Raw genomic sequence first — 24711 nt, 5'->3', positions numbered from 1 at the left:
GATCAACAACCTGCTTGACGGATTCAATTTTAAACTCTTCAGGATAACGCTTACTGCTCATATGCACCTCTCTTTAAGCCATTTTAAATGACTCTGAGGTGTCTGTTAAACCTGTGGCGATTCAGTCTTTGTGATTGATTATTCAAGGGCGGAGCTGTTATTCAAGGCGCAGCTAACCTCACAGGGAGAGTACAAAAAACGAGCTGAGGGGTTAGTCAGTGCCAGCAAATTCATACAAACATTAAGGTTTATTGATTTGTGCAGGCTCAGGGCAGCGTTGATTTGCAGAGGGATGGCTTTGTTGCATAAATCGAGCTTTTGCCAGATGCGCTCTTCTCGCAAATGCTTCACTACCCAAACGATTTGGGACTGCAGGCCAGATTAATTCATGAAAAACTTCAGCTAACATCTGATCTATGACTGCGAATCAAAGGTTAAAAAATGAAAGAAACCACGGCAAACTATACGTCTGTTGATCTGTCTCGTTGGGCAAGAAAGGAACATTTTGAAGTTTTTCAGTCCTTTGCTCAAAGTACAATTAACCAAACCGTTCTGTTAGACATTACCTTGCTGCTAAAAAACATCAAAGAAGTTGGCTGGAAATTTTACCCAACGATGATTTTCCTGCTTTCAAAAATTGTAAACCGGCACACTGAGTTCCGTATGGCCATGAAAAATAATGAGCTTGTTATATGGAATGAGGTGCATCCAATGTATACCATTTTCCATAATGAAACGGAGACCTTTTCATCATTATGGAGTCACTACGATGGCAATATTCATCACTTCCAGAGCGTCTATTCAGAGGACGTTGCACGCTATGGTAATAATCTTTCTTATTGGCCGAAAGAAGAGTCCCTGGAAAATGTATTTTTCGTATCGGCTATTCCCTGGGTAAGCTTTACCAGCTTTAATATCAATATTGCCAACATGCAGAATTTTTTTGCTCCCATGTTCACTGTTGGGAAATATTACAAACAAGATGAAAAGGTATTGTTACCTCTCGCCGTTCAGGTACATCACTCCGTGTGCGATGGTTTCCATGTAGCAAGACTTATCAATGAATTACAGGACGAGTGTAATGACTTGCTGCACCACCCAGAGGAACCCGCTTCGTAATGCGCTAAAAGCTGTGAAAGTCTGCTTTTACAGAGGGCGGGCAGCAAGGAACGCTGTCATCTCTGCCAGAAACGAAGAGCTGCCCTGTTAGATTACTCCACTCCTCAACCCCCTCCTCCCGTAGCCGCTCGCCCTCTGCTAAAGCGACCCACAAAACAATTCGGCAAACGAAGTGGACAAGCCGAAAAAACAGTCATAATCTTAATCAATCGATTGATTAACTTTCAGAGACCCGATGAATACCACGCCAATCACCAGCAAGGGCGAACAGGCCAAAAGCCAGCTGATTGCCGCCGCTATCGCCCAGTTCGGCGAATATGGCCTGCATGCCACAACCCGCGACATTGCCGCGCTGGCGGGACAAAACATCGCCGCTATCCCCTACTATTTCGGCTCGAAAGAAGATCTTTATCTCGCCTGCGCCCAGTGGATCGCTGATTTTATCGGCACCCACTTTCGCCCTCTCGCCGAGGCGGGCGAAGCGCTGCTGAGCAAGCCTTCGCCAGACAAAACCGCGATCCGCACGCTGATTCTTCAGGCCAGCCAGAATATGATCCTGCTGCTGACCCAGGACGAAACGGTCAACCTCAGTAAGTTTATCTCGCGCGAGCAACTTTCGCCTTCCCCCGCCTATCAGCTGATTCACGATCGGGTCATCGCCCCGCTCCATGCGCATCTGACGCGGCTCATTGCGGCTTATACCGGGCGAAGTCCAACGGACACGGACACCATTTTGCATACCCATGCCCTGCTCGGGGAAATCCTCGCCTTCCGCCTCGGGCGTGAAACCATTTTGCTGCGCACCGGCTGGACCCAGTTTGATGAAGAAAAAACGGAACGCATTTTCCAGGTGATTACCTGCCATATCGATCTCTTGCTCAACGGATTAACGCAAAGGAGCTGAAGTCATGAAGAAACCCATCATCCTCGGTCTGGTTGTCGCGCTGATTGTCGCCGCCGTTGCCGCGGGCGCATTCTGGTATCAGAGCAGTAAGGACACTGGCCTGACCCTTTACGGCAACGTCGATATTCGCACCGTGAATATGAGCTTCCGCGTCGGAGGCCGTTTGCAGGCATTACAGGTGGATGAAGGCGATGCGGTGAAAGCCGGGCAAACCCTCGGTGAGCTCGACCACGCGCCGTATGAAAATGCGCTGATGCAGGCTAAAGCCAACGTGGCTGCCGCCAAGGCGAAGTACGATTTGCTGATGGCGGGCTATCGTGATGAGGAAATTGCCCAGGCCGCCGCTGCCGTGCGTCAGGCACAGGCCGCTTACGACTACGCGCAGAACTTTTATCAGCGCCAGCAAGGCCTGTGGAAAAGCCGCACCGTCTCCGCCAACGATTTAGAAAACGCTAAATCCGCGCGCGACCAGGCTCAGGCAACGCTGAAATCGGCACAGGATAAGCTCAGCCAGTATCACGCCGGTAATCGTCCGCAGGAAATCGCCCAGGCGAAAGCCAGCCTTGAACAGGCCCAGGCGCAGCTTGCCCAGTCGCAGCTGGATTTGCAGGACACCACCCTGCTCGCCCCGTCCGAAGGCACTATCCTGACCCGTGCCGTTGAGCCGGGCAGCATGCTAAACGCGGGCAGCACGGTGCTGACGCTCTCTCTTACCCGCCCGGTGTGGGTGCGTGCCTACGTCGATGAAAGCAACCTGAACCAGGCTCAGCCTGGACGTACGCTGCTGCTCTACACCGACGGTCGCCCGGATAAGCCTTATCACGGCAAAATCGGCTTCGTGTCACCAACGGCAGAATTCACGCCAAAAACTGTCGAGACTCCTGACCTGCGCACCGACCTGGTTTATCGCCTGCGCATTATCGTGACGGATGCCGACAGCGCGCTGCGCCAGGGCATGCCGGTGACCGTCAAATTTGCGCAGGGAGAGACGCATGAATGAAGCGGTGATTAAGCTCGACGGGCTTATCAAACGCTTTGCCGGTATGGATAAGCCTGCGGTTGCCCGGCTCGACTGCACCGTTCAGACCGGTTATGTCACCGGCCTGGTCGGTCCGGACGGTGCGGGAAAAACCACGCTGATGCGTATGCTCGCGGGTCTGCTCAAGCCGGACGAAGGCAAAGTCAGCGTGATCGGCTACGACCCTATCGATGACAACAGCGCCCTGCACGCGGTACTCGGCTATATGCCGCAAAAATTTGGCCTGTATGAAGATTTAACGGTGATGGAAAACCTGACGCTGTATGCCGATCTGCGCAGCGTCACCGGTGAGCAGCGCGAAAAAACCTTCGCCAGACTGCTGGAATTTACTTCTCTTGGTCCCTTCACCGGACGCCTGGCGGGCAAGCTTTCCGGCGGCATGAAGCAAAAGCTGGGGCTTGCCTGTACCCTCGTCGGCGAACCGAAAGTGCTGCTGCTGGATGAACCCGGCGTGGGCGTCGACCCGATTTCCCGCCGCGAGCTGTGGCAGATGGTGCACGAGCTGGCAGGCGACGGAATGCTGATCCTCTGGAGCACCTCTTACCTTGATGAAGCAGAGCAGTGCCGGGACGTGCTGCTGCTGAACGAAGGTGAGTTGCTTTATCAGGGCGAGCCGAAAGCGCTGACCGATACCATGCGCGGGCGAAGCTTCCTGATGAACAGCCCGGTTGAGAACAACCGTCGGCTGTTACAGCGGGCGCTGAAGCTGCCGCAGGTCAGCGATGGAATGATCCAGGGCCGTTCGGTGCGGCTTATCCTCACTAAAGAGGCCACCGCCGGACAGATTCGCCATGCCGACGGCATGCCGGAGATGGAGATAGAGGAAACGCCGCCACGCTTTGAGGACGCCTTTATCGATCTGCTGGGCGGCGCAGGCACCTCTGAATCTCCGCTGGGCGCCATTCTGCACACCGTGGACGGTACGCCTGGCGAAACGGTAATAGAAGCCAAAGAGCTCACCAAAAAATTCGGTGATTTCGCCGCCACCGATCGCGTGAATTTTGCCGTGAAGCGCGGAGAGATTTTTGGCCTGCTTGGCCCTAACGGAGCGGGTAAATCTACCACCTTTAAAATGATGTGCGGTCTGCTGGTGCCCACGTCCGGCAAAGCGCTGGTGCTGGATATGGATCTGAAAGTCAGCTCCGGCAAGGCGCGCCAGCATCTGGGCTATATGGCGCAGAAATTTTCGCTGTACGGCAATCTGACGGTCGAACAAAACCTGCGCTTCTTCTCCGGCGTATATGGCTTGCGCGGCAGCGCCCAGAACGAAAAAATCACCAAAATGAGCGAGGCGTTTGGCCTGAAAAGCATCAGCAGCCACGCGACGGACGATTTACCGCTCGGCTATAAGCAGCGGCTGGCGCTGGCCTGCTCGCTGATGCACGAGCCCGATATTCTGTTTCTCGACGAACCCACCTCCGGCGTGGACCCGATTACCCGCCGGGAGTTCTGGTTGCATATCAACAGCATGGTGGAAAAAGGCGTGACGGTGATGGTCACCACGCACTTTATGGATGAAGCCGAGTACTGTGACCGTATCGGCCTGGTCTATCGCGGCAAGCTTATCGCCAGCGGCACGCCGGATGATTTAAAGGCCCAGGCAGCGGGCGCCGAAGCCAGCGATCCGACAATGGAGCAGGCGTTCATTACGCTTATCAACGACTGGGATAAGGAGCATCACGATGTCCGGTAGCGTGCTTTCCTGGCGACGCGTGCGCGCCCTGTGCGTGAAAGAGACGCGGCAGATTGTCCGCGACCCCAGCAGCTGGCTGATTGCGGTGGTCATCCCACTGATGCTGCTGTTTATCTTCGGCTACGGCATTAACCTCGACTCCAGCAAGCTGCGGGTCGGCATTCTGCTGGAACAACAAAGCGAAGAGGCGCTGGACTTCGCCCACACCATGACCGGCTCACCGTACATTGACGCCACGCTCAGCGATAACCGCCAGGAGCTGATTCAGAAAATGCAGGCCGGGCGCATCCGTGGCCTGGTGGTGATCCCGGTGAACTTCGCCGCACAGATGAACCGTGCGGGCGATACCTCGCCGCTACAGGTAATCACCGACGGCAGCGAGCCGAACACCGCCAACTTCGTGCAGGGCTACGTACAGGGAATATGGCAAATCTGGCAGATGCAGCGGGCGGAAGACAGGGGTGAATCCTTCGAGCCACTGATTGACGTACAGCTACGCTACTGGTTTAACCCGGCGGCCATCAGCCAGCACTTCATTATTCCCGGGGCAATTACGATCATCATGACGGTGATCGGCGCGATCCTGACGTCACTGGTGGTCGCCCGCGAATGGGAGCGCGGCACCATGGAAGCCCTGCTCTCCACCGAAGTCACCCGCGCCGAGCTGCTGCTGTGTAAGCTCATTCCCTATTACTTCCTCGGCATGCTGGCGATGGGGCTGTGCATGCTGGTCTCGGTGTTCATCATGGGCGTGCCGTACCGCGGCTCGCTGCTGGTCCTGTTTTTAATCACCAGCCTGTTTTTGCTGAGCACGCTGGGCATGGGCCTGCTGATTTCGACCATTACCCGCAATCAGTTTAACGCCGCCCAGGTGGCGCTGAACGCCGCGTTTTTACCGTCCATTATGCTGTCCGGGTTTATTTTTCAGATAGACAGCATGCCCGCAGCCATTCGCGCGGTGACGTACGTTATTCCGGCCCGCTATTTCGTCAGCACGCTGCAAAGCCTGTTTCTCGCCGGGAACATTCCGGTGGTGCTGATGGTGAACACGCTGTTTTTGATTGCCTCGGCGGTGATGTTTATCGGCCTGACGTGGCTGAAAACGAAGCGTCGGCTCGATTAATTTGCCCGGTGGCTGATTGCCCGGTGGCGGCTAACGCCTTACCAGGCCTACAAACCGGGCCTACGGTGATATCAATTTTGTAGGTCGGGTCAGGCGCAGCCGCCACCCGACAATTGAGAAATCAAGGGAGAAACGATGTTTCATCGCTTATGGACGCTGATCCGTAAAGAGCTACAGTCGCTGCTGCGCGAACCGCAAACCCGCGCCATTCTGATCATGCCCGTACTGATTCAGGTGCTACTGTTCCCGTTCGCCGCCACGCTTGAGGTGACCAACGCCACCATCGCCATTTATAACGAAGACAGCGGTAAACACGCGGTGGAGCTGACCCAGCGCTTCGCCCGTGCGAAGGCGTTCACCCACGTGCTGCTCCTGCGCAGCCCGCAGGACATCCAGACGACCATCGATACGCAAAAAGCCCTGCTGGTAATACGTTTCCCGGCGGATTTTTCACGCAATCTCGACAGCGGACAGACCGCGCCGATGCAGCTGCTGCTCGACGGACGCAACTCCAACAGCGCGCAGATCGCCGCCAACTATCTGCAGCGCATCGTTGAGGAGTACCAGCAGGAACTGCTCGACGGCCAACCGAAGCCGAACAACAGCGAACTGGTGGTGCGCAACTGGTATAACCCGAATCTGGACTACAAGTGGTTCGTGGTGCCGTCGCTGATTGCGATGATCACCACCATCGGGGTGATGATTGTGACGTCGCTGTCCGTCGCCCGCGAGCGCGAACAGGGTACGCTCGATCAGCTGCTGGTATCGCCGCTCGCCACCTGGCAAATCTTCGTTGGCAAGGCGGTGCCCGCGCTGATTGTCGCGACCTTCCAGGCAAGCATCGTGCTGGCGGTGGGCATCTTCGCCTATCAGATTCCGTTTGCCGGATCGCTTTTACTCTTTTACTTCACCATGCTGGTGTACGGGCTCTCACTGGTGGGATTCGGGCTGCTGATTTCCTCGCTGTGCGAAACGCAGCAGCAGGCGTTTATCGGGGTGTTTGTGTTTATGATGCCCGCGATTCTGCTCTCGGGCTACGTCTCGCCGGTAGAGAATATGCCGGTGTGGCTACAGGACGTGACGTGGATTAACCCGATTCGCCACTTTACGGACATTACCAAGCAGATTTACCTGAAGGATGCGAGCTTTGACATCATTTGGGGAAGCCTGTGGCCGCTGCTGGTGATAGCGGCCACGACGGGTTCAGTGGCGTACGCGATGTTTCGGCGAAACGTGGCGTAGCTTTTTGTCTTTGGTGAGCAGAGAGAGCAGCGCAGGCCCGGCCAGAATCACCACGCCGGCCAGGGCCAGCAGCAGGTTGTTGTGCAGCACGCGTGACAGCAGCCACAACACGATCACCGCCGCCCCGAAATACCAGGTGGTGGTGAGCTCTTCAAGAAAATCTCCTGTTTCGCGCCAACGCGCCTCGTGGTGGCGCTGGAGGGCCAGCATAAAGATCACCGTCAGCGCATAAAGGGCACAAAGCCCAAGCCCCACCTTCACCAGAGAGCCGCCCATCCAGCCCATCACCAGCGCGGCCACTACCAGCAAATGCAATACAATCTGCCAGCAGCTCAGGCCCGTTGCGACACGAATTCGTTGTTGCCACTTCATGTCCTTCCTCCTGAAGCATTTTCAACTGTAACTGAGAGTACCGGACTTTACGGAAAATTCCGTATCACCGCACCTTTTTGTGACGGCTACTACACTATTTTATTCAGGACAGTGATGCGAACAGGACAATTATGACGCAACAGTCGCACCGTTTTTCATTAAAAATTCTGACGATCAACACCCACAAAGGGTTTACCACGTTTAATCGTCGCTTCATTTTACCCGAGCTGCGGGACGCCGTTCGCGCCGTCGGGGCTGATATCGTCTGCTTGCAGGAAGTGCTGGGCGCACACGATGCGTGGTCGCTGCGCGTGGAGAACTGGCCAAACACCAGCCACTACGAATTTCTTGCCGATACGCTTTGGCAGGATTACGCCTACGGGCGCAACGCGGTGTATCCGGAAGGCCATCATGGCAATGCCGTACTGTCGCGTTTTCCTATCACCCACTTTGAGAATCTGGATATTTCCGTCGGCGAGAGTGAAAAACGCGGGCTGCTTTATTGCCGCATCTCCCCGCCAGAACTGAGCACTTCCGTTCACGTCATTTGCGTCCATCTCGGCCTGCGCGAGGCGCATCGTCAGGCTCAGTTGACTATGCTCAGCGAGTGGGTAAATGGCCTGCCGCACAACGAACCCGTCCTGGTCGCGGGGGATTTCAACGACTGGCGGCTGCGGGCAAGCCTGCCGCTAAAACGCGACGCCGGGCTTGAGGAGATCTTTACCACGGCAACTGGTCGCCCGGTGCGCACCTTCCCGGTGAGCTTCCCACTCCTGCGCCTCGACAGGATTTATGTAAAAAACGCACATGCCAGCCACCCGACGACGCTACCGCTTCGGGAGTGGCGGCATCTGTCTGACCATGCGCCGCTGAGCGCGGAGATTCATCTATGAAATGCGGCTGGCGTGAAGGCAATCAGATACGGCTGCTGGAAAACGGCGATGAGTATTATCCGGCGGTGTTCACGGCTATCGAGCAGGCCCGACAAAAAATTATCCTCGAAACCTTTATCTGGTTTGAAGATGCGGTCGGCTGGCAGCTGCATGACGCGCTGCTGCAGGCGGCACGTCGCGGCGTCAGCATTGAGGTGCTGTTGGACGGCTACGGCTCGGCGGATCTCAACGACAGCTTCGTCGGCGAACTGACGGCAGCAGGCGTGGTGTTCCGCTATTACGATCCTCGCCCTCGTCTGTTCGGCATGCGCACCAACCTCTTTCGTCGCATGCACCGCAAAATTGTGGTTGTCGACGGCACGGTGGCGTTTGTCGGCGGCATTAACTTCTCCGCAGAGCATATGTCCGACTACGGCCCGGAGGCCAAGCAGGATTACGCCGTGCGCGTTGAAGGGCCCGTAGTGCAGGATATCCTGCAATTTGAGGTGGAAAACCTGCCAGGAAACGCCGACGCGCGCCGCTTCTGGCATCGTCGCCATCGCCCGGAAGCAAACCGCACGCCCGGCGAGGCTCAGGCGCTGTTCGTCTGGCGCGATAACCACGACCATCGCGACGATATCGAACGCCATTATCTGCAAATGCTGGCGCATGCGAAGCGGGAGGTGATTATCGCCAACGCCTATTTCTTTCCCGGCTATCGCCTGCTGCATGCCATGCGCAAGAGTGCCCGCCGGGGCGTGACGGTCAAACTGGTGGTTCAGGGAGAGCCTGATATGCCGATTGTGAAAGTGGGTGCCCGCCTGCTGTACCGCTATCTGCTCAAAGGCGGCGTGAAGATATTTGAATACCGACGACGACCGCTGCACGGCAAGGTGGCGTTGATGGACGACAGGTGGGCGACGGTGGGCTCCAGCAATCTCGATCCGCTCAGCCTGTCGCTCAACCTTGAGGCCAACCTGATCGTCCACGATCGGGCGTTCAACCACACGCTGCGTGAAAACCTGAACAATATCATCGCCCATGACTGTCAGCAGGTCGACAGCTCAATGGTGCCGGAGCGGAGCTGGTGGAACCTGACCCAAAGCGTGCTGGCCTTCCACTTCCTGCGTCATTTCCCGGCGGTGATCGGCTGGCTACCGGCCCACACGCCGAAAATGGCGCAGGTGCCGCCGCCTGAACAGAGGTCGCTGGAGACGCAGGATCGATACGACCCCGAAAACCCGGGAGTCAAACCCTGATGGCCGGGGCTCATCCGCGCTGGCGCGTTGCAAAAAAAATTCTGACCTGGCTGTTCTTGCTGGCCGTTGCCGTATTGCTGGTGCTGTATGCCCGGAAGGTCGACTGGCAGGAGGTGTGGCAGGTTGTACGCAGCTATAACCGCATCGTGCTGCTGAGCGCCGTGGCGCTGGTCATTGTCAGCTACGTGCTCTATGGCTGTTACGATCTGCTGGGCCGGGCATACTGTGGGCATAAGCTCGCAAAACGCCAGGTGATGCTGGTGTCCTGTATCTGCTATGCCTTCAACCTGACGCTCAGCACCTGGGTGGGCGGCATCGGGATGCGCTATCGGCTCTACTCGCGGCTCGGTCTGCCCGGCGCCACCATCACCCGGCTCTTCTCCCTGAGCATCGCCACCAACTGGCTGGGCTATGTTCTGCTCGGCGGCATTATTTTCTCCATCGGCGTGGTTGAGCTGCCCGCACACTGGTATATCAGCGACGGCACGCTGCGGCTTATCGGCGGCGCGCTGTTACTGATGATTGCCGTTTATCTGTGGGGCTGCGCGTTCGCCAGACGGCGTCATCTGACCATCAAAGGCCAAAAGCTGGTGCTGCCCTCCTGGCGATTCGCTCTGCTGCAGATGGCTATCTCCAGCGCCAACTGGATGGCAATGGGGGCTATAATCTGGCTGCTGCTCGGCAAAGAGGTGGACTATTTCTTCGTGCTGGGCGTGCTGCTGGTCAGTAGCATTGCCGGCGTCATCGTACATATCCCAGCAGGCATCGGCGTGCTGGAGGCCGTATTTATTGCCCTTCTGGCGGGTGAACACACCACGCAGGGAAAAATTATTGCCGCGCTGCTGGCTTATCGGATGCTCTATTTCTTTATCCCGCTGGCGCTGGCGACGGTGGGATACCTGTGGCTCGAGGGGCGGGCGAAGAAGTTAAAAGCGAAGAATGAGAAGGTCATGGCGAAGTCATAGCCATCATGCTGGCGCCCAGGTGAAATCACCAACCGGTACGCCGTAAAAAAAACGCCGTTCGGACAGAACGGCAACGATCAAGGCTAACAGAGGAACAGAGAGAATGGATTCGGTCGAAAGCGCCGTCGTAGCGAACACGAACAAGGCTGAGCGCTTACAGAAAATTAAGTCGTTAGTGAACCGGGTCTGCTGATGACATTACCGGATTTTTTTGCCGTATCAGTTTCAGCATTTGCCAGTACAAATCCTGCAATATCGCGTTATGTTCGGTTTTCATGCGCTCAACGATAATGGTCTGAAGCACGCCAGGGCTCATTTGCCCATAGTCCGCCATCGCCCTTCGTTCAACGCTTCGAAACAGCTCACAGCTAAAAAGGTAGCGCTCCGGGATTGAGTTTTTCATTTTTCCGTCCGACTTAATGATTTTATGTTTCTTGTCTCGCTTTTTCCGTTCAACAGCCAACATCGATATTGGACAACCGGGTTACACCAGGCTGCCCGTATTTCAACCGTGTCATTAAACTTAGCAAACTTGTACGAAATATGTGTACAGAATCATGATTTATTTTCACATAAAAGTAATTATTCATTTAAATCAGCACAATGATTTAGTTTAGCTGTGATCTATCGCTCACGTCTTGTACAAGGCGATGAAGCCGCTGTGCTCAATGAAAATTCCGATTCTTCCCCGTTTTACTGTCCTTCTCTTATTCCCTCCTACACTGGAATGACGCATTTCAACAAGGATAAGAATATGAAGCTAAGGCACGTTGCCACAGGGTTTGGCGCTTTATTAGCCCTCGTCGCTTGTCGGTCTCCCGGCTTGCCTGATGGGATCGCGCCGGTCGAACATTTTGATGCCAAACGCTACCTCGGCAAATGGTATGAAATCGCGCGATTTGATGACTATTTTGAGCGCGGACTGAATAACGTCGCTGCGGATTATTCAATGAACAGTGACGGCTCCATCCAGGTCATTAACCGGGGATTCGACCCGCAGAAAATGAAATGGAAGCAGAGTGAAGGGAAAGCGCGATTTGTCGGTTCTCAGGATGTGGCAGCGCTGAAAGTCTCTTTCTTTGGGCCCTTCTATGCGGGGTATAACGTGATCGCCATCGACCCGGATTATCAATACGCCCTGGTGGCCGGGCAGAATCGTGATTATTTATGGATCCTTTCACGCACGCCAGACATGCCGCCAGAGGTCAGGAAAAGCTATCTCGATATCGCTAAAGCGAAGAATTTCCCGGTAAATCAACTGATCTGGGTCAAGCACGATAATTCTGCAAAATCCGCCTGACAGGCATTTCTGAACTTGTTGTTCAGCTGAGTGGACTACGCTTGAGTCTGTATTTGTAAAACCTACAACAAGACCCGTCAGAGGACACTTTCATGAGCAATAACGTCAATAAGCCGACGACAAACGATGCTGGCATCCCGGTAGCCAGCGATGAACATTCCCTTACCGTCGGTGCGGATGGCCCGATACTGCTTCACGATCATTACCTGATTGAGCAGATGGCAGCCTTCAACCGGGAACGAATCCCTGAGCGCCAGCCTCATGCGAAAGGCAGCGGTGCCTTTGGCCATTTTGAGGTGACGGAAGACGTCAGTCGCTTCACCCGTGCGGCCCCTTTCCAGCCGGGAGTGAAAACTGAGGTTGTGGTGCGCTTCTCCACGGTCGCGGGCGAGCGTGGAAGTCCGGATACCTGGCGCGACCCACGTGGATTTGCCATCAAGTTCTACACCACTGAGGGCAATTTTGATCTGGTGGGAAACAACACGCCGGTATTCTTCGTTCGCGATCCCATGAAATTCCAGCATTTCATCCGCTCGCAAAAGCGCCGGGCCGATAACAATCTTCGCGACCACGACATGCAATGGGATTTCTGGACGCTGTCACCGGAGTCCGCGCATCAGGTCACCTACCTCATGGGAGACAGGGGGATCCCTAAAAGCTGGCGTCATATGAATGGCTATTCAAGTCATACGTACATGTGGGTCAATGCCAGTGGGGAAAAGTTCTGGGTCAAATACCATTTCAAAACCGATCAGGGGATCGACTTTCTGACTCAGGAGGAAGCAGACAAGCTGGCCGGACAGGATGGCGATTATCACGTACGGGATCTGTTTAACGCGATTAAAGACGGTAATTTCCCGAGCTGGACGCTGTATATGCAAATCATGCCAATGGCCGAAGCAGAGCATTATCGCTTCAACCCCTTCGATTTGACCAAAGTCTGGCCGCATGACGATTATCCGCTGATTAAAGTGGGTAAACTCACCCTCGATCGCAATCCGACGGATAATCATGCGCAAATTGAGCAGGCCGCGTTTGAGCCGAATAACCTGATTCCGGGCACCGGGCTGAGCCCGGACAAGATGCTGATTGGCCGCATTTTTGCCTATGCGGATGCCCACCGAGCGCGGCTTGGGGTGAACTATAAGCAGATCCCGGTCAACGCCCCTAAGTCCCCGGTTAACAGCTACAGCAAGGATGGCGCAATGCGAATCACGCCGGTATCGGATCCGGTTTATGCCCCCAATTCAAAAGGCGGCCCTTCCGCCGAGGGAAATTCGCTGCCCGTCGATTCAACCTGGCCCGTTCAGGGGGAAATGGTGCGTGCTGCCTATACGTTGCGTAAGGATGATGATGATTTTGGTCAGGCCAATGCCCTTATTAATAAGGTCATGGATGAAGCGGCGCGTGAACGGCTTGTCAACAACGTCGCAGGCCACCTGCTGGACGGCGTGGAGGAACCGGTACTGTCTCGCGCATTTGAATACTGGCGTCAGATAGATCTTAAAACGGGCGACAGAATTAAGCAGAAAGTCATGAGTCAGAAAACCAAACCCTGACCTGTACCCCCTGATGTATGGCGCCTTCGGGCGCTATACGCCCTGACACAGGAACGTTTGGCACATCTTCCGCCCCCTCCCGCTTCGTATGGCTTGTTTATCATGTCTCCCTATACTTATCAGGCAGCATCATGCTGCTAACCCTACTGGAGTAATCCATGAAACATAACGCTTTGAACGTTAATAAAGATCTGCCGAAAACCCCAGATAAGATGCCGAAAGATAAAGACAAAAACCCTCAGAAAGGCAAAAAATAGTCTTTTGCGCATCATTAACCGGATTGTTCGATGGAGGTCATATGCCAGAACGTTCAGAAGGGGTGGACCCTGTTCCTGTTGATGAGCCGCTTCCTGGTGATACAGTGCCGGATATTCCCGATCCCATCGACCCTTTGGATCCGGGCATACCGGATGAGGTTGACCCGCCGCTAAGGTAAAAGGGCTCAACGCAGCTGTGAAACCGCCTTCGGGCGGTTTTTCCATGTTCAGGATAGGTGCCCTTCCCCACACGGGAGAAGGGCCAGAGGGATCAGCGACGGTTGCCCATAATGCGCAGCAGCATCAGGAACAGGTTGATGAAGTCGAGATAGAGGGTCAGCGCGCCGAGAATAGCGTACTTACGCAGGTTACTGCTGTCACGGGTATCAATCTGTTCACCGATCATTTTCAGCTTCTGGGTGTCGTACGCCGTCAGGCCCACGAACACCACCACGCCGATATAGGTCACCGCCCACATCAGCGGCGTGCTTTTCAGCCAGATGTTCACCAGAGACGCCAGAACGATACCAATCAGCGCCATAAACAGCATTTTGCCCATGCCGGTGAGATCGCGCTTAGTGGTGTAACCGTACAGGCTCATCGCGCCGAACATTCCCGCCGTCACGATAAAGGTGCTGGCGATAGAACTGTAGGTGTAGGCGAGGAAAATACTGGAAAGCGTGAGCCCTGTTAGCGCCGAATAGAGCATAAACAGCGTGGTGGCGAGGCCTGCGCTCAGGCGTTGAACCATTCCGGAAAGCACAAAGACCAGCGCCAGCTGGGCGATGATCAGGCCAAAGAAGGTGATTTTGCTGGAGAAGACGAACATCATTACCGCAGGCGTGTTCGCCGCAAACCATGCCACGAACGCCGTCAGCAGCAGCCCGCAGGTCATCCAGCCATAAACCTGCGCCATATAGGTTTGCAGGCCAGAGCGCGCCTGCACGATTGAATCGGGACGCGTATATCGGTCCATGATGAATACCTCTGAATAAGTGGGTGTTCTGTAAGCGTATCACAAGCCCGGATCGAGCAAGTCTGAAAACGTGTTTTACCAGCGCTTTACCGCTTCCTGGTCGCTTTCGCGTGACTCCACCCAACGCTCGCCTTCCGGCGTCGCTTCTCGTTTCCAGAACGGCGCGCGCGTTTTCAGGTAATCCATGATGAATTCCCCGGCGGCGAAGGCGCTGCCGCGGTGCACGCTTGTCACGCCAACGAACACAATCTCTTCGCCGGGCCACATTTCGCCGATGCGGTGAATCACCGTCACGCGGCCTAAACGCCAGCGCCCGCGAGCTTCTTCGACGATTTCCGCCAGCGCTTTCTCCGTCATGCCCGGATAGTGCTCAAGCGTCAGGGCCTTCACGCTGTCGCCAAGGTTATGATTACGCACCTTTCCGGTGAAGGTCACCACCGCGCCGTCTTCATCACGCTCCGCGAGCCAGCCGTATTCCGTGCCGACGTTAAAGCGCTCCGGGCTGACGCGAATAAGGGTTTCGCTCATCATCAGCCTCCTGTCACCGGCGGGAAGAACGCCACTTCGTCGCCGTCCGCGATGGGGTGAGAACTCTCCACCAGCGTCTGGTTAACGGCGGTAAGCAGCTTGCCCTCTTCCAGCGCCAGCTCCCAGCGAGAACCCTGCGCAGCCAGTTCCTGACGCAGCGCTTCCACGGTTGTTGCCTGGGTGTCCAGCGCCAGTGAATCAGCCCCCACCAGCTCGCGCACCTGGGCGAAAAATAAAACCTTAATCATCTGCTTCCGCCCTGAAGTCTCCGGATTTACCCCCGCTTTTCGCCAGCAGGCGCAGCGGGCCAATCACCATGTCCTTTTGCACCGCTTTACACATGTCGTAGATGGTCAGCGCCGCCACCGACGCGGCGGTGAGCGCTTCCATTTCGACGCCGGTTTTCCCGGTGAGGCGGCACAGCGATTCAATGCGCACCCGGCTATGCTCCGGCTGTGCCTGAAGGTTGACCTCCACTTTGCTGAGCATCAGCGGATGGCACAGCGGGATCAGGTCCCAGGTTCTTTTCGCCGCCTGAATGCCTGCGATGCGGGCGGTGGCGAAGACGTCGCCTTTGTGGTGGCTACCGTCGATAATCATGGCTAGCGTTTCCGGCAGCATGGTGACGAAGGCTTCGGCGCGGGCTTCGCGCACCGTTTCCGCTTTGGCGGAGACGTCCACCATATGAGCTTCACCGGCGGCGTTAATATGCGTCAGTTGCGACATGGCTTATTTCTTTAAATGAGGGTGGAAATTACACGGGCGGGTACGCGCATCAAGCTGCGGCGCGATGATGTTCTCCCACGCGGTACGGCACGCTTTGGTCGAACCCGGCATGGCAAAAATCAACGTCTGGTTTGCCACGCCCGCAATTGCGCGGGATTGCAGTGTGGAAGTGCCAATCTCCTCAAAGGAAAGCATACGGAACACTTCACCAAACCCTTCCACTTCACGGTCAAACAGCGGGCGCAGCGCTTCCGGGGCCTGATCGCCGTCGGTAAACCCGGTGCCGCCGTTTATCAGCACCACCTGCACGTCGTCACGGGCAATCCATGCGGAAACCTGGGCGCGAATGGCGTAGCGATTCTCTTTTACGATGGCTTTATCGACGATGGTGTGCCCCGCGTCGTGCGCGACTTCCCGCAGATAGTGCCCGGACGTGTCGTCCTCTTCGCCGCGACGGCTGGACACGGTCAGAATAGCGATACGGGTCGGCGTAAATTCAGCACTGACCTGACTCATGATAAACCTCCATATTCTTTGAACGGCTCAGCCGCCGATGTAGGACAAATTCCGGGTGATGCCGGTCTGGCCCTGATGCAGGAAATGGGTCTGCTTTTTCTGCGCCAGTGCTTCAGAAATACGCGCTTCCAGCTCAGGCTGTTGCGCATCCTCGGCCAGCAGATCGCGAAGATCCACACCGCCATCGCCAAACAGGCACAGGTGCAGTTTACCCACGGAAGAAACGCGCAGGCGGTTGCAGCTGGCGCAGAAGTCTTTTTCATAGGGCATGATAAGCCCTATTTCCCCGGCGTAATCGGGGTGGCAGAAGACCTGCGCCGGGCCGTCGCTGCGGCTTCGAATCTGGTGGATCCAGCCACGCTTAAGCAGCTCATCGCGCAGGACTATGCCGGAAATGTGATGCTTGCGGAACAGGTCACTGCCCTCGCCGGTCTCCATCAATTCGATGAAGCGCAGCTGGATTGGGCGCGGTTTGATCCATTCAAGGAAGGTGTCGAGCTGATGGTGATTCACGTCGCGCATCAGCACGGTATTCACCTTCACTTTGGCAAACCCGGCGGTGAAGGCGGCGTCAATGCCGTCCATCACCTGCTGAAATTTGTCCTGCCCGGTGATGGCGTGAAACTGGCGGGCGTCGAGGCTGTCGACGCTGACGTTGATGTGCGTCAGCCCGGCATCGCGCCAGCTCTGCGCATCGCGCGCCAGGCGGTAGCCGTTGGTGGTGACGGCAATCTGGCGAATCGCTTCGTTTTCACGCACGGTGGCAATGATGTCGGTGAAATCACGTCGCAGCGAAGGTTCGCCGCCGGTCAGGCGCACTTTTTCGGTGCCCATTGCGGAAAACGCACGGGTCACGCGGCGCACTTCATCGATGGAGAGAAAGCCGTTATTGCTCACCGCGCCCGGCTGGTAGCCGTTCGGCAGGCAATAGGTGCAGCGGAAGTTGCACACATCGGTAATCGACAGACGCAAATAGTAGAACTTGCGCGCGAAAGCATCGGTCAGTTGTTGGGCCATACACCTTTCCAGATACGGGAGGCACAGTCATTTCTTCCTGTACCCTGGTGACATCGTCACGGCCAGAGCGCCATATCCATAGACTTAGGCGCAAGGGCTAGAGTGTCGCTTCAGACTTCGAAGCAGGTTAAGCCGATAGTAGCGCGTAAATGACATATTCGCCATTTCACCTTTTCGATATATAATCTTATATATAACGAGCCTATCGTGCAATTTCGCTACAGAATACGCAAAAATCATGCTTTTGCATTGATATGCGTCATTTTGATGGGATCCGCCGATCGTCTTTTAGGGGTAGTTACGCTAAGCTCACAGCGACCGTTACTGATAAGGAATACTATGCGCAATCGTACTTTTGCGGATCTCGACCGCGTTGTCGCCCTCGGCGGTGGCCACGGTCTGGGGCGAGTGATGTCCTCCCTCTCCTCTCTGGGTTCGCGCCTGACAGGTATTGTCACCACCACCGATAACGGTGGCTCCACGGGCCGCATTCGTCGCGCCGAAGGCGGGATCGCCTGGGGAGATATGCGCAACTGCCTTAACCAGTTAATTACCGAACCGAGCGTGGCTTCGGCAATGTTTGAGTATCGTTTTGGCGGTAATGGCGAACTTTCCGGGCATAACCTCGGAAATCTGATGTTAAAGGCGCTGGATCACCTGAGCGTAAGGCCTCTTGAGGCGATCAATTTGATCAGAAATCTGCTGAAAGTGGATTCTGCGCTGATTCCGATGTCGGAAGTGCCGGTGGATCTGATGGCGGTTGACGACGAAGGCCATGAAATCTACGGTGAAGTGAATATCGACCAGCTCAGGCTGCCGCCAAAAGAGCTGATGTTGACGCCGTCGGTCCCCGCAACCCGCGAAGCGATCCAGGCCATTGCGGAGGCAGACTTAATTCTCATCGGGCCCGGCAGCTTCTACACCAGCCTGATGCCCATTTTGCTGCTGAACGACATGGCACAGGCGCTGCGCCGGACGCCCGCCCCGATGGTCTATATCGGCAATCTGGGGAAAGAACTCAGCCCCGCCGCCGCCAGCCTGTCGCTGAAGGATAAGCTGGCGCTGATGGAGCATTACGTCGGCAAACCGGTGATTGATGCCGTGGTGGTTGGCCCCAAAGTGGACGTCGCGGGCATGGAAAACCGCGTGGTCATTCAGGCGCCGCTTGAAGCCAGCGATATACGCTACCGTCACGACCGCCACCTGCTGCGCGAGGCGCTGGAGCAAGCCATTCAGGCCCTTGGCTAAGGCAGACGTCGGGCAGCTTTCCTTAAGTTCTTAAGGTTGTCTTAAAGCTGGGCTGTCATCCTGCCGTCATCTTAGCCTTGCGGATGATCCTGATGTCACGTTTTGCTTTACGTCGCCCCGCGATGGGGCACGTTTTCTACCTTGTGCTGTTTGCCCTTTATATCGCGCTGTTTCTGAACGTTGCCTTCTTTAAGCAGGCGTTTTCATTGCTGCCTGTTGATTCCCTGCATAACGCGCTGGTATTTGCCACTATGCCGCTGGTGCTGTTTTGCATCATCAATATCCTGGTGACGCTGGCCTCCCTTCTGTGGCTTGACCGGCTGGTCATCAGCCTGTTTATCCTGCTGAGCGCCGCCGCCCAGTACTTCATCATGACCTTCGGCGTGATCATTGATCGCTCGATGATCACCAATATTATCGACACCACGCCCGCCGAAAGCTTCGCCCTGATGTCGGGCAAACTGGTGCTGACGCTGGCGACAACCGGTCTGCTGGCGGTGGTCATCGCCTGGTGGATTAAGCTGAAAAAGCCCGCCAGCCCCTTGCGCAGCCTGACATTGCGCGTGGGCAGTATTGTGGTGTCGGCGCTGGTTATCATGGCCGTCGCGCTGCTGTTCTACAAAGATTACGCCTCGCTGTTTCGCAATAACAAAGAGCTGGTGAAATCCATTAACCCGTCGAACAGCATCGTTGCGGTCAACTCCTGGTATGCCCACAATCGCCTTGCTCATCTGCCGCTGGTGCACATCGGCGAAGACGCCAGCCAAAAACCAGAAATGAAAAACGGCCCGCGCCATAACCTCACCATCCTGGTACTCGGTGAAACGTCCCGCGCGGAGGACTTCTCCCTCGGTGGCTACGCCCGTGAAACCAACCCGCGCCTGAAGCAGGACAACGTGGTCTATTTTCCGAATACCACATCCTGCGGCACCGCCACGGCGATATCCGTGCCCTGCATGTTCTCCAACATGCCGCGCGCGCATTATGATGAGCAGCTGGCGCAGCATCAGGAAGGTCTGCTGGATATCATTCAGCGAGCGGGTATCAATGTGCTGTGGAATGAAAACGACGGCGGATGCAAAGGTGCCTGCGATCGTGTGCCGCACCAGGACATGACTCGCCTGAACTTACCGGGTCAGTGCATAGACGGCGAATGCTACGACGACGTGCTGTTCCATGGCCTTGAAGAGTATATCGACAACCTGAAGGGCGACGGCGTGATTGTGCTCCACACTATCGGCAGCCACGGCCCGACCTATTACAACCGCTATCCAAAAGAGCGCCGTGTCTTCAGCCCGACCTGCGACAGCAACGAAATCCAGAACTGCACCAAAGAGCAGCTGGTGAACACCTACGACAACACTATCGTCAACGTGGATTACATTGTCGATAAGGCCATTAAGCTGCTGCAGTCCAGACAGAACCGCTTCACCACAAGCCTGGTGTACCTGTCCGATCACGGTGAGTCACTTGGTGAAAACGGGGTCTATCTGCATGGCCTGCCGTATTCCATCGCGCCGGATACGCAAAAGCATGTGCCGATGCTCATCTGGCTGTCGGACGACTATCAGCAGCGCTATAACGTGAATTACGCCTGTCTGAAAAGCGATGCGCAGGCGAACCACTATTCGCAGGATAATCTGTTCTCAACCATGTTAGGCTTGGCGGGCGTCAGCACGAAAGAGTATCAGGCAAGCGACGATATCCTGACGCCGTGCAGAGGAGCGAAGTAAATGAAAGTGCTGGTGGTGGAAGACGATGCATTGCTGTTACAGGGACTGATCCTCGCAATGCAGAGCGAAGGCTACGTGTGCGACGGGGTGACTACCGCGCACGAAGCAGCGCTGTGCCTTGCTAACGGGCACTACAGCCTGATCGTCCTCGATCTGGGCTTGCCCGATGAAGACGGGCTGAGTTTCCTCACCCGCATTCGTCGGGAGAAAATTAGCCTGCCGGTGCTCATTCTTACGGCTCGCGATACCGTCGCCGACCGCATCGCCGGTCTCGACACCGGTGCCGATGACTATCTGGTGAAACCGTTCGCCCTGGAAGAGCTTAACGCCCGCGTACGCGCCCTGCTGCGCCGTCATAACAATCAGGGCGATAACGAAATCAACATTGGCGACCTGCACCTCAATATCACGCGCCGTCTCGTCTCCCTTGGCGATGCGCCGCTTGAGCTGACGCCGAAAGAGTACGCCCTGCTCTCGCGCCTGATGGCCAAAGCGGGCAGCCCGGTACACCGGGAAGTGCTTTATAACGACATCTACAGCTGGGATAACGAACCGTCGACCAATACGCTGGAGGTGCATATCCACAACCTGCGCGACAAAATTGGGAAATCCCGCATTCGCACGGTGCGCGGCTTCGGTTACATGCTGGTGAAAACCCACGAGGACGCGTAAATGAAGCTACCGGCGATCCTCAATATTCAGTGGACCATGCGCCGCCAGCTGCTGCTGACCATCGCCACCATTCTGCTGGTTTGCCAGCTCATCAGCGTGTTCTGGCTGTGGCATGAAAGCCAGGAGCAAATCCAGCTGCTGGTACAAAGCGCCGTGAACGGGCACAACAACCACAAGCATATCGAGCATGAAGTGCGGGAGGCCGTCGCCAGCCTGCTGATCCCCAGCATGCTTATCATTGGCCTGGCGCTGTGGATTTGTCTGCAGGCGGTGAAGCGCATCACCCGCCCGCTTTGGCATCTTCAGCAAGAGCTCAACAGCCGCACGCCGGACAACCTTCAGCCCATCGAGCTGCCGCAGTCCGTCAGCGAAGTAGACGCCGTCACCTCGGCCATTAACCAGCTTGTCGAACGCCTCAACATGACGCTGGAGCGTGAACGCCTGTTTACCGCCGACGTCGCTCATGAGCTACGCACGCCGCTCGCGGGGCTACGCCTGCATCTGGAGCTGATGGCGAAATCCCACAGCGTCATGGTTGATCCGCTACTGCAGCGACTCGATCAGATGACGCAGAGTATCTCCCAGCTGCTGCAGCTGGCGCGCGTGGGGCAATCTTTTTCGGCGGGTAGCTACCAGCAGGTGCCGCTGGTGCAAGGGGTCGTTTTGCCGATTCAGGACGAGCTGGAGACCATGCTCAGCCTGCGAGGCCAGAAGTTACAATTGCCCTCAGAAGATCGGGATGTGACCGTCTCAGGTGACGCGACGCTGCTGCGGGTACTGCTGCGGAATTTGGTGGAAAATGCTCACCGCTACAGCCCGGAAAACGCCACCATCACCATTCTGGTGGAAGCAGGCATGCTGGCGGTGGAAGATGAAGGACCGGGCATTGATGAGGCCAAAAGCGGCGAACTCAGCAAAGCGTTCGTGCGCATGGACAGCCGCTACGGCGGGATTGGGCTTGGGCTGAGTATTGTTACCCGCATCGCTCAACTGCACGATGCGCAGTTCTTCCTCCATAACCGCAGGCCTGGGCCAGGCGTGAAAGCGTGGGTTAAATTTCCGCGCAGAACGCACTGATCAGTAAGTCAGGATCCACTGATGGAAGAAGGCAATGACGATCAGAAAGGCAACGAGTACGATCAGAGCAGTTGAAAAGTGTGCTTTAGGCATGGCGCTATCCTCATTAAAGTGAGGACAGTATCGCTAAAGAAGATTAACCAAACATTAAGGCCCCGGGAACGTTGTGTGACCGGGGCCTTATTTTTTTATTCGTTGCCCGGCGGCGCTACGCTTGCCAGGCCTACAGAGCGATAACATCGTAGGCCGGCGTCAGGCGTAGCCGCCACCCGGCATTAGCGGTTAAGATGCCGCGATAAACAAATCGCGTAATTGATGCAGACGATCGCGTACTTCTGCCGCTTCTTCGAACTCGAGGTTCTGGGCGTGCTTCATCATCTGCGCCTCCAGCTCGCTGATTTTCTGCTGCAGCGCTTTTGGCGTCAGCGCCAGCTCAGCGGCTTCCACGTCGGCAGGCGAGCGTTTACCACGGCCCTTACCTTTGACCTTCGCGATGCTCTCACCGAGCGACAGGATATCGACAACCTTCTTGTTGAGCCCCTGCGGCACAATGCCGTTCTCTTCGTTATAGCGCTGCTGCTTCTCGCGGCGGCGCTCCGTTTCGCCAATGGCTTTCTCCATCGACGGGGTAATTTTATCGGCGTAGAGAATGGCCTTGCCGTTGATGTTACGCGCCGCACGACCAATGGTCTGAATCAGCGAGCGTTCGGAACGCAGGAAGCCCTCTTTATCAGCATCCAGAATCGCCACCAGCGACACTTCCGGCATATCGAGGCCTTCCCTCAGCAGGTTGATCCCCACCAGGACGTCAAATTCACCCAGGCGCAAATCACGAATAATCTCCATTCGCTCGACGGTGTCGATATCCGAGTGCAGGTAGCGCACACGCTCGCCGTGCTCTTCAAGGTATTCCGTCAGGTCTTCAGCCATACGCTTGGTGAGCGTGGTCACCAGCACGCGCTCGTTGATGGCCACACGCTTGCGAATTTCCGACAGCAGATCGTCCACCTGTGTGCCCACCGGGCGCACCTCGATGACGGGATCCAGCAATCCGGTCGGGCGCACCACCTGATCGACCACCTCATCGCCGGATTTCTCCAGCTCATACTTGCCCGGCGTCGCTGAGACGTAGATGGTCTGAGGGGCAAGCCCTTCAAACTCTTCAAATTTGAGCGGACGGTTATCCAGCGCCGACGGCAGGCGGAAGCCATACTCCACCAGCGTCTCTTTACGCGCCCGGTCGCCGCGATACATGCCGCCAATTTGCGGCACGGTGACGTGGGATTCGTCGATCACCAGCAGGCCGTCGGCCGGCAAATAGTCAAACAGCGTCGGCGGTGGCTCGCCAGGCCCGCGCCCGGAGAGGAAGCGGGAGTAGTTTTCGATACCAGAGCAGTAGCCCAGCTCGTTCATCATCTCGAGATCGAACTGGGTACGCTGGGAGAGGCGCTGTTCTTCCAGCAGCTTATTGTTTTCCAGCAGCACCTTACGCCTGTCGACCAGCTCATCTTTGATCTCTTCCATCGCCTGCAGAATGCGCTCGCGCGGCGTGACGTAGTGGGTTTTCGGGTAGACGGTGAAGCGCTGAATGGTCGATTCCAGATGCCCGGTCAGCGGGTCAAACAGCGACAGCCGCTCAACCTCTTCGTCGAACAGCTCCACGCGCAGCGCGATGTCGTCCGATTCCGCCGGGAAGATGTCGATAACCTCGCCGCGCACGCGAAACGTGCCGCGCTGAAAGGCCTGATCGTTACGGCTGTACTGCAGCTCGGCCAGGCGGCGGAGGATGGAGCGCTGATCGATGATCATCCCGACCGTCAGGTGCAGCATCATCTTCAGGTAGAGATCCGGGTCGCCCAGGCCGTAAATCGCCGAGACCGACGCCACCACGATGACGTCACGGCGCTCAAGCATCGCTTTGGTTGCAGAAAGACGCATCTGCTCGATATGTTCGTTTACCGAGGCGTCTTTTTCGATGAAGGTGTCGGAGCTGGGAACATAGGCTTCCGGCTGATAGTAGTCGTAGTAGGAGACGAAAAACTCCACGGCGTTCTCCGGGAAAAACTCTTTCATTTCGCCGTAAAGCTGCGCCGCCAGGGTTTTGTTCGGCGCCAGCAGCATGGTCGGACGCTGAAGGTCGGCGATAACGTTGGCAATGGTAAACGTTTTCCCTGACCCGGTTACGCCGAGCAGCGTCTGATGCGCGAGACCATCTTCGAGCCCCTCTTCCAGACGACGGATGGCTTCAGGCTGATCGCCGGACGGACGGAAAGCAGAATGCAGTTTTAACGGTTTACTCATGAACGACAACCTGATGAAGGGAAACGGGCAGACGATTAATTCTACTCGCCGCACCAAAATTTGCCACAAATAAATACTGGATAAAAAAACAGTAACGCATTATCGTATCTGTGTTAGCGCGTTCATCAGCAAGCCAGCATGGCGAAAATTTCTTCTGCGACAAGATAAAACGCTCCCGAAACAGGGTTATCCCCAGAACATTCTCGCCTTTAA

The 24711-nt window shown here is 56.1% G+C and carries 24 protein-coding genes and 1 riboswitch; of the genes, 15 read left to right on the top strand and 9 right to left on the bottom strand.

All coding sequences use genetic code 11. The annotated features are described in order from the left end of the window. Window positions 1–441 precede the first annotated feature (441 nt). From catA to AB1287_RS05380, 6 genes are all read left to right on the top strand, one after another. Window positions 442–1119, top strand: a complete 678-nt coding sequence (gene catA / locus AB1287_RS05405) for a type A chloramphenicol O-acetyltransferase (protein ID WP_312627267.1) — start codon at window positions 442–444, stop codon at window positions 1117–1119. Between the two features lie 235 nt (window positions 1120–1354). Beyond that, window positions 1355–2023: a transcriptional regulator CecR gene (gene cecR / locus AB1287_RS05400; RefSeq protein ID WP_435617170.1), complete on the top strand. Its 669-nt coding sequence runs from the start codon at window positions 1355–1357 to the stop codon at window positions 2021–2023. A gap of 4 nt (window positions 2024–2027) precedes the next feature. Further along, complete coding sequence (gene hlyD / locus AB1287_RS05395; RefSeq protein WP_435617169.1) at window positions 2028–3023, top strand: secretion protein HlyD; 996 nt, start codon at window positions 2028–2030, stop codon at window positions 3021–3023. After that, window positions 3016–4755 (top strand): ATP-binding cassette domain-containing protein, encoded by a 1740-nt coding sequence (locus AB1287_RS05390; protein ID WP_435617168.1) that lies wholly within the window; start codon window positions 3016–3018, stop codon window positions 4753–4755. The genes hlyD and AB1287_RS05390 overlap by 8 nt, the downstream gene beginning before the upstream one ends. Then, window positions 4745–5878 carry an ABC transporter permease gene (locus AB1287_RS05385; protein WP_435617167.1) on the top strand — a complete coding sequence of 378 codons (1134 nt, stop codon included), beginning with the start codon at window positions 4745–4747 and terminating at the stop codon, window positions 5876–5878. Before AB1287_RS05390 ends, AB1287_RS05385 begins: the two co-directional genes overlap by 11 nt. Window positions 5879–6013: 135 nt before the next feature. Next, entirely contained in the window at window positions 6014–7120 is a 1107-nt protein-coding gene (locus tag AB1287_RS05380) for an ABC transporter permease (RefSeq protein WP_435617166.1), read from the top strand. Here AB1287_RS05380 and AB1287_RS05375 read toward each other — a convergent pair. Then, a complete protein-coding gene (locus AB1287_RS05375) occupies window positions 7082–7492 on the bottom strand; it encodes a YbhQ family protein (protein WP_312627261.1) in 411 nt (136 codons plus the stop codon). The two genes, AB1287_RS05380 and AB1287_RS05375, sit on opposite strands and share 39 nt — an antisense overlap. 131 nt (window positions 7493–7623) lie before the next feature. Here AB1287_RS05375 and AB1287_RS05370 point away from each other — a divergent pair, with 131 nt between their 5' ends. From AB1287_RS05370 to AB1287_RS05360, 3 genes are read left to right on the top strand one after another with little or no spacing between them, the layout of a single operon-like run. After that, window positions 7624–8385 carry an endonuclease/exonuclease/phosphatase family protein gene (locus AB1287_RS05370; protein ID WP_312627260.1) on the top strand — a complete coding sequence of 254 codons (762 nt, stop codon included), beginning with the start codon at window positions 7624–7626 and terminating at the stop codon, window positions 8383–8385. Next, entirely contained in the window at window positions 8382–9623 is a 1242-nt protein-coding gene (gene clsB / locus AB1287_RS05365) for a cardiolipin synthase ClsB (RefSeq protein WP_435617165.1), read from the top strand. The genes AB1287_RS05370 and clsB overlap by 4 nt, the downstream gene beginning before the upstream one ends. Then, window positions 9623–10588 carry a YbhN family protein gene (locus tag AB1287_RS05360; protein WP_435617164.1) on the top strand — a complete coding sequence of 322 codons (966 nt, stop codon included), beginning with the start codon at window positions 9623–9625 and terminating at the stop codon, window positions 10586–10588. The genes clsB and AB1287_RS05360 overlap by 1 nt, the downstream gene beginning before the upstream one ends. A gap of 172 nt (window positions 10589–10760) precedes the next feature. On the opposite strand, the gene AB1287_RS05355 is transcribed toward AB1287_RS05360, so the two are convergent. After that, window positions 10761–10991 carry a hypothetical protein gene (locus AB1287_RS05355; protein WP_435617163.1) on the bottom strand — a complete coding sequence of 77 codons (231 nt, stop codon included), beginning with the start codon at window positions 10989–10991 and terminating at the stop codon, window positions 10761–10763. 351 nt (window positions 10992–11342) lie between these two features. Here AB1287_RS05355 and AB1287_RS05350 point away from each other — a divergent pair, with 351 nt between their 5' ends. Both AB1287_RS05350 and AB1287_RS05345 read left to right on the top strand, forming a co-directional pair. Continuing rightward, complete coding sequence (locus AB1287_RS05350) at window positions 11343–11888, top strand: lipocalin family protein (RefSeq protein WP_435617180.1); 546 nt, start codon at window positions 11343–11345, stop codon at window positions 11886–11888. A gap of 92 nt (window positions 11889–11980) precedes the next feature. Then, window positions 11981–13447 (top strand): catalase, encoded by a 1467-nt coding sequence (locus tag AB1287_RS05345; protein WP_312627255.1) that lies wholly within the window; start codon window positions 11981–11983, stop codon window positions 13445–13447. A 528-nt stretch (window positions 13448–13975) separates the two neighbouring features. Here the strand turns inward: AB1287_RS05345 and AB1287_RS05340 are convergent. The 6 genes from AB1287_RS05340 to moaA form a co-directional block, all read right to left on the bottom strand. After that, window positions 13976–14680 carry a Bax inhibitor-1/YccA family protein gene (locus tag AB1287_RS05340; RefSeq protein ID WP_312627252.1) on the bottom strand — a complete coding sequence of 235 codons (705 nt, stop codon included), beginning with the start codon at window positions 14678–14680 and terminating at the stop codon, window positions 13976–13978. Between the two features lie 75 nt (window positions 14681–14755). Further along, window positions 14756–15208: a molybdopterin synthase catalytic subunit MoaE gene (moaE, locus tag AB1287_RS05335; RefSeq protein ID WP_435617179.1), complete on the bottom strand. Its 453-nt coding sequence runs from the start codon at window positions 15206–15208 to the stop codon at window positions 14756–14758. 2 nt (window positions 15209–15210) lie between these two features. After that, window positions 15211–15456 carry a molybdopterin synthase sulfur carrier subunit gene (moaD, locus tag AB1287_RS05330; RefSeq protein WP_312627251.1) on the bottom strand — a complete coding sequence of 82 codons (246 nt, stop codon included), beginning with the start codon at window positions 15454–15456 and terminating at the stop codon, window positions 15211–15213. Next, entirely contained in the window at window positions 15449–15934 is a 486-nt protein-coding gene (gene moaC, locus AB1287_RS05325; protein WP_435617162.1) for a cyclic pyranopterin monophosphate synthase MoaC, read from the bottom strand. Before moaC ends, moaD begins: the two co-directional genes overlap by 8 nt. 3 nt (window positions 15935–15937) lie before the next feature. After that, on the bottom strand, window positions 15938–16450 hold the full coding sequence (moaB, locus tag AB1287_RS05320; RefSeq protein ID WP_312627248.1) for a molybdenum cofactor biosynthesis protein B: 513 nt from the start codon (window positions 16448–16450) through the stop codon (window positions 15938–15940). A gap of 27 nt (window positions 16451–16477) precedes the next feature. Then, window positions 16478–17467, bottom strand: coding sequence for a GTP 3',8-cyclase MoaA (gene moaA / locus AB1287_RS05315; protein ID WP_312627247.1), 990 nt, complete (start codon window positions 17465–17467; stop codon window positions 16478–16480). Then, window positions 17453–17584, bottom strand: a riboswitch (molybdenum cofactor riboswitch). It overlaps the preceding gene by 15 nt. Window positions 17585–17806: 222 nt before the next feature. Between moaA and yvcK the strand changes: the two genes are divergently transcribed. From yvcK to pmrB, 4 genes are all read left to right on the top strand, one after another. Continuing rightward, on the top strand, window positions 17807–18715 hold the full coding sequence (gene yvcK / locus AB1287_RS05310; protein ID WP_312627246.1) for a uridine diphosphate-N-acetylglucosamine-binding protein YvcK: 909 nt from the start codon (window positions 17807–17809) through the stop codon (window positions 18713–18715). Window positions 18716–18807: 92 nt separating this feature from the next. Continuing rightward, entirely contained in the window at window positions 18808–20448 is a 1641-nt protein-coding gene (gene eptA, locus AB1287_RS05305) for a phosphoethanolamine transferase EptA (protein WP_435617161.1), read from the top strand. Continuing rightward, window positions 20449–21120, top strand: coding sequence for a two-component system response regulator PmrA (gene pmrA, locus AB1287_RS05300; protein WP_312627244.1), 672 nt, complete (start codon window positions 20449–20451; stop codon window positions 21118–21120). It begins immediately after the preceding gene. After that, window positions 21121–22197 (top strand): two-component system sensor histidine kinase PmrB, encoded by a 1077-nt coding sequence (pmrB, locus tag AB1287_RS05295; protein ID WP_435617160.1) that lies wholly within the window; start codon window positions 21121–21123, stop codon window positions 22195–22197. It abuts the gene before it with no gap. Window positions 22198–22479: 282 nt separating this feature from the next. Here pmrB and uvrB read toward each other — a convergent pair whose 3' ends face one another. Beyond that, a complete protein-coding gene (gene uvrB / locus AB1287_RS05290; protein WP_312627242.1) occupies window positions 22480–24498 on the bottom strand; it encodes an excinuclease ABC subunit UvrB in 2019 nt (672 codons plus the stop codon). Window positions 24499–24711: the final 213 nt, after the last annotated feature.

Origin of the sequence: Scandinavium sp. UTDF21-P1B (assembly GCF_040750395.1) — a bacterium.
In the GTDB taxonomy this organism is placed as follows: Bacteria; Pseudomonadota; Gammaproteobacteria; order Enterobacterales; family Enterobacteriaceae; genus Scandinavium.
This window is presented reverse-complemented; position numbering and strand designations above follow the sequence as displayed.

What these genes read in the sequence shown, in the direction of transcription:
- catA (WP_312627267.1), top strand. Translation starts at nt 442, where the DNA reads ATGAAAGAAACCACGGCAAACTATACGTCTGTTGATCTGTCTCGTTGG.
- cecR (WP_435617170.1), top strand. Translation starts at nt 1,355, where the DNA reads ATGAATACCACGCCAATCACCAGCAAGGGCGAACAGGCCAAAAGCCAG.
- hlyD (WP_435617169.1), top strand. Translation starts at nt 2,028, where the DNA reads ATGAAGAAACCCATCATCCTCGGTCTGGTTGTCGCGCTGATTGTCGCC.
- AB1287_RS05390 (WP_435617168.1), top strand. Translation starts at nt 3,016, where the DNA reads ATGAATGAAGCGGTGATTAAGCTCGACGGGCTTATCAAACGCTTTGCC.
- AB1287_RS05385 (WP_435617167.1), top strand. Translation starts at nt 4,745, where the DNA reads ATGTCCGGTAGCGTGCTTTCCTGGCGACGCGTGCGCGCCCTGTGCGTG.
- AB1287_RS05380 (WP_435617166.1), top strand. Translation starts at nt 6,014, where the DNA reads ATGTTTCATCGCTTATGGACGCTGATCCGTAAAGAGCTACAGTCGCTG.
- AB1287_RS05375 (WP_312627261.1), bottom strand. Translation starts at nt 7,492, where the DNA reads ATGAAGTGGCAACAACGAATTCGTGTCGCAACGGGCCTGAGCTGCTGG.
- AB1287_RS05370 (WP_312627260.1), top strand. Translation starts at nt 7,624, where the DNA reads ATGACGCAACAGTCGCACCGTTTTTCATTAAAAATTCTGACGATCAAC.
- clsB (WP_435617165.1), top strand. Translation starts at nt 8,382, where the DNA reads ATGAAATGCGGCTGGCGTGAAGGCAATCAGATACGGCTGCTGGAAAAC.
- AB1287_RS05360 (WP_435617164.1), top strand. Translation starts at nt 9,623, where the DNA reads ATGGCCGGGGCTCATCCGCGCTGGCGCGTTGCAAAAAAAATTCTGACC.
- AB1287_RS05355 (WP_435617163.1), bottom strand. Translation starts at nt 10,991, where the DNA reads ATGAAAAACTCAATCCCGGAGCGCTACCTTTTTAGCTGTGAGCTGTTT.
- AB1287_RS05350 (WP_435617180.1), top strand. Translation starts at nt 11,343, where the DNA reads ATGAAGCTAAGGCACGTTGCCACAGGGTTTGGCGCTTTATTAGCCCTC.
- AB1287_RS05345 (WP_312627255.1), top strand. Translation starts at nt 11,981, where the DNA reads ATGAGCAATAACGTCAATAAGCCGACGACAAACGATGCTGGCATCCCG.
- AB1287_RS05340 (WP_312627252.1), bottom strand. Translation starts at nt 14,680, where the DNA reads ATGGACCGATATACGCGTCCCGATTCAATCGTGCAGGCGCGCTCTGGC.
- moaE (WP_435617179.1), bottom strand. Translation starts at nt 15,208, where the DNA reads ATGAGCGAAACCCTTATTCGCGTCAGCCCGGAGCGCTTTAACGTCGGC.
- moaD (WP_312627251.1), bottom strand. Translation starts at nt 15,456, where the DNA reads ATGATTAAGGTTTTATTTTTCGCCCAGGTGCGCGAGCTGGTGGGGGCT.
- moaC (WP_435617162.1), bottom strand. Translation starts at nt 15,934, where the DNA reads ATGTCGCAACTGACGCATATTAACGCCGCCGGTGAAGCTCATATGGTG.
- moaB (WP_312627248.1), bottom strand. Translation starts at nt 16,450, where the DNA reads ATGAGTCAGGTCAGTGCTGAATTTACGCCGACCCGTATCGCTATTCTG.
- moaA (WP_312627247.1), bottom strand. Translation starts at nt 17,467, where the DNA reads ATGGCCCAACAACTGACCGATGCTTTCGCGCGCAAGTTCTACTATTTG.
- yvcK (WP_312627246.1), top strand. Translation starts at nt 17,807, where the DNA reads ATGCGCAATCGTACTTTTGCGGATCTCGACCGCGTTGTCGCCCTCGGC.
- eptA (WP_435617161.1), top strand. Translation starts at nt 18,808, where the DNA reads ATGTCACGTTTTGCTTTACGTCGCCCCGCGATGGGGCACGTTTTCTAC.
- pmrA (WP_312627244.1), top strand. Translation starts at nt 20,449, where the DNA reads ATGAAAGTGCTGGTGGTGGAAGACGATGCATTGCTGTTACAGGGACTG.
- pmrB (WP_435617160.1), top strand. Translation starts at nt 21,121, where the DNA reads ATGAAGCTACCGGCGATCCTCAATATTCAGTGGACCATGCGCCGCCAG.
- uvrB (WP_312627242.1), bottom strand. Translation starts at nt 24,498, where the DNA reads ATGAGTAAACCGTTAAAACTGCATTCTGCTTTCCGTCCGTCCGGCGAT.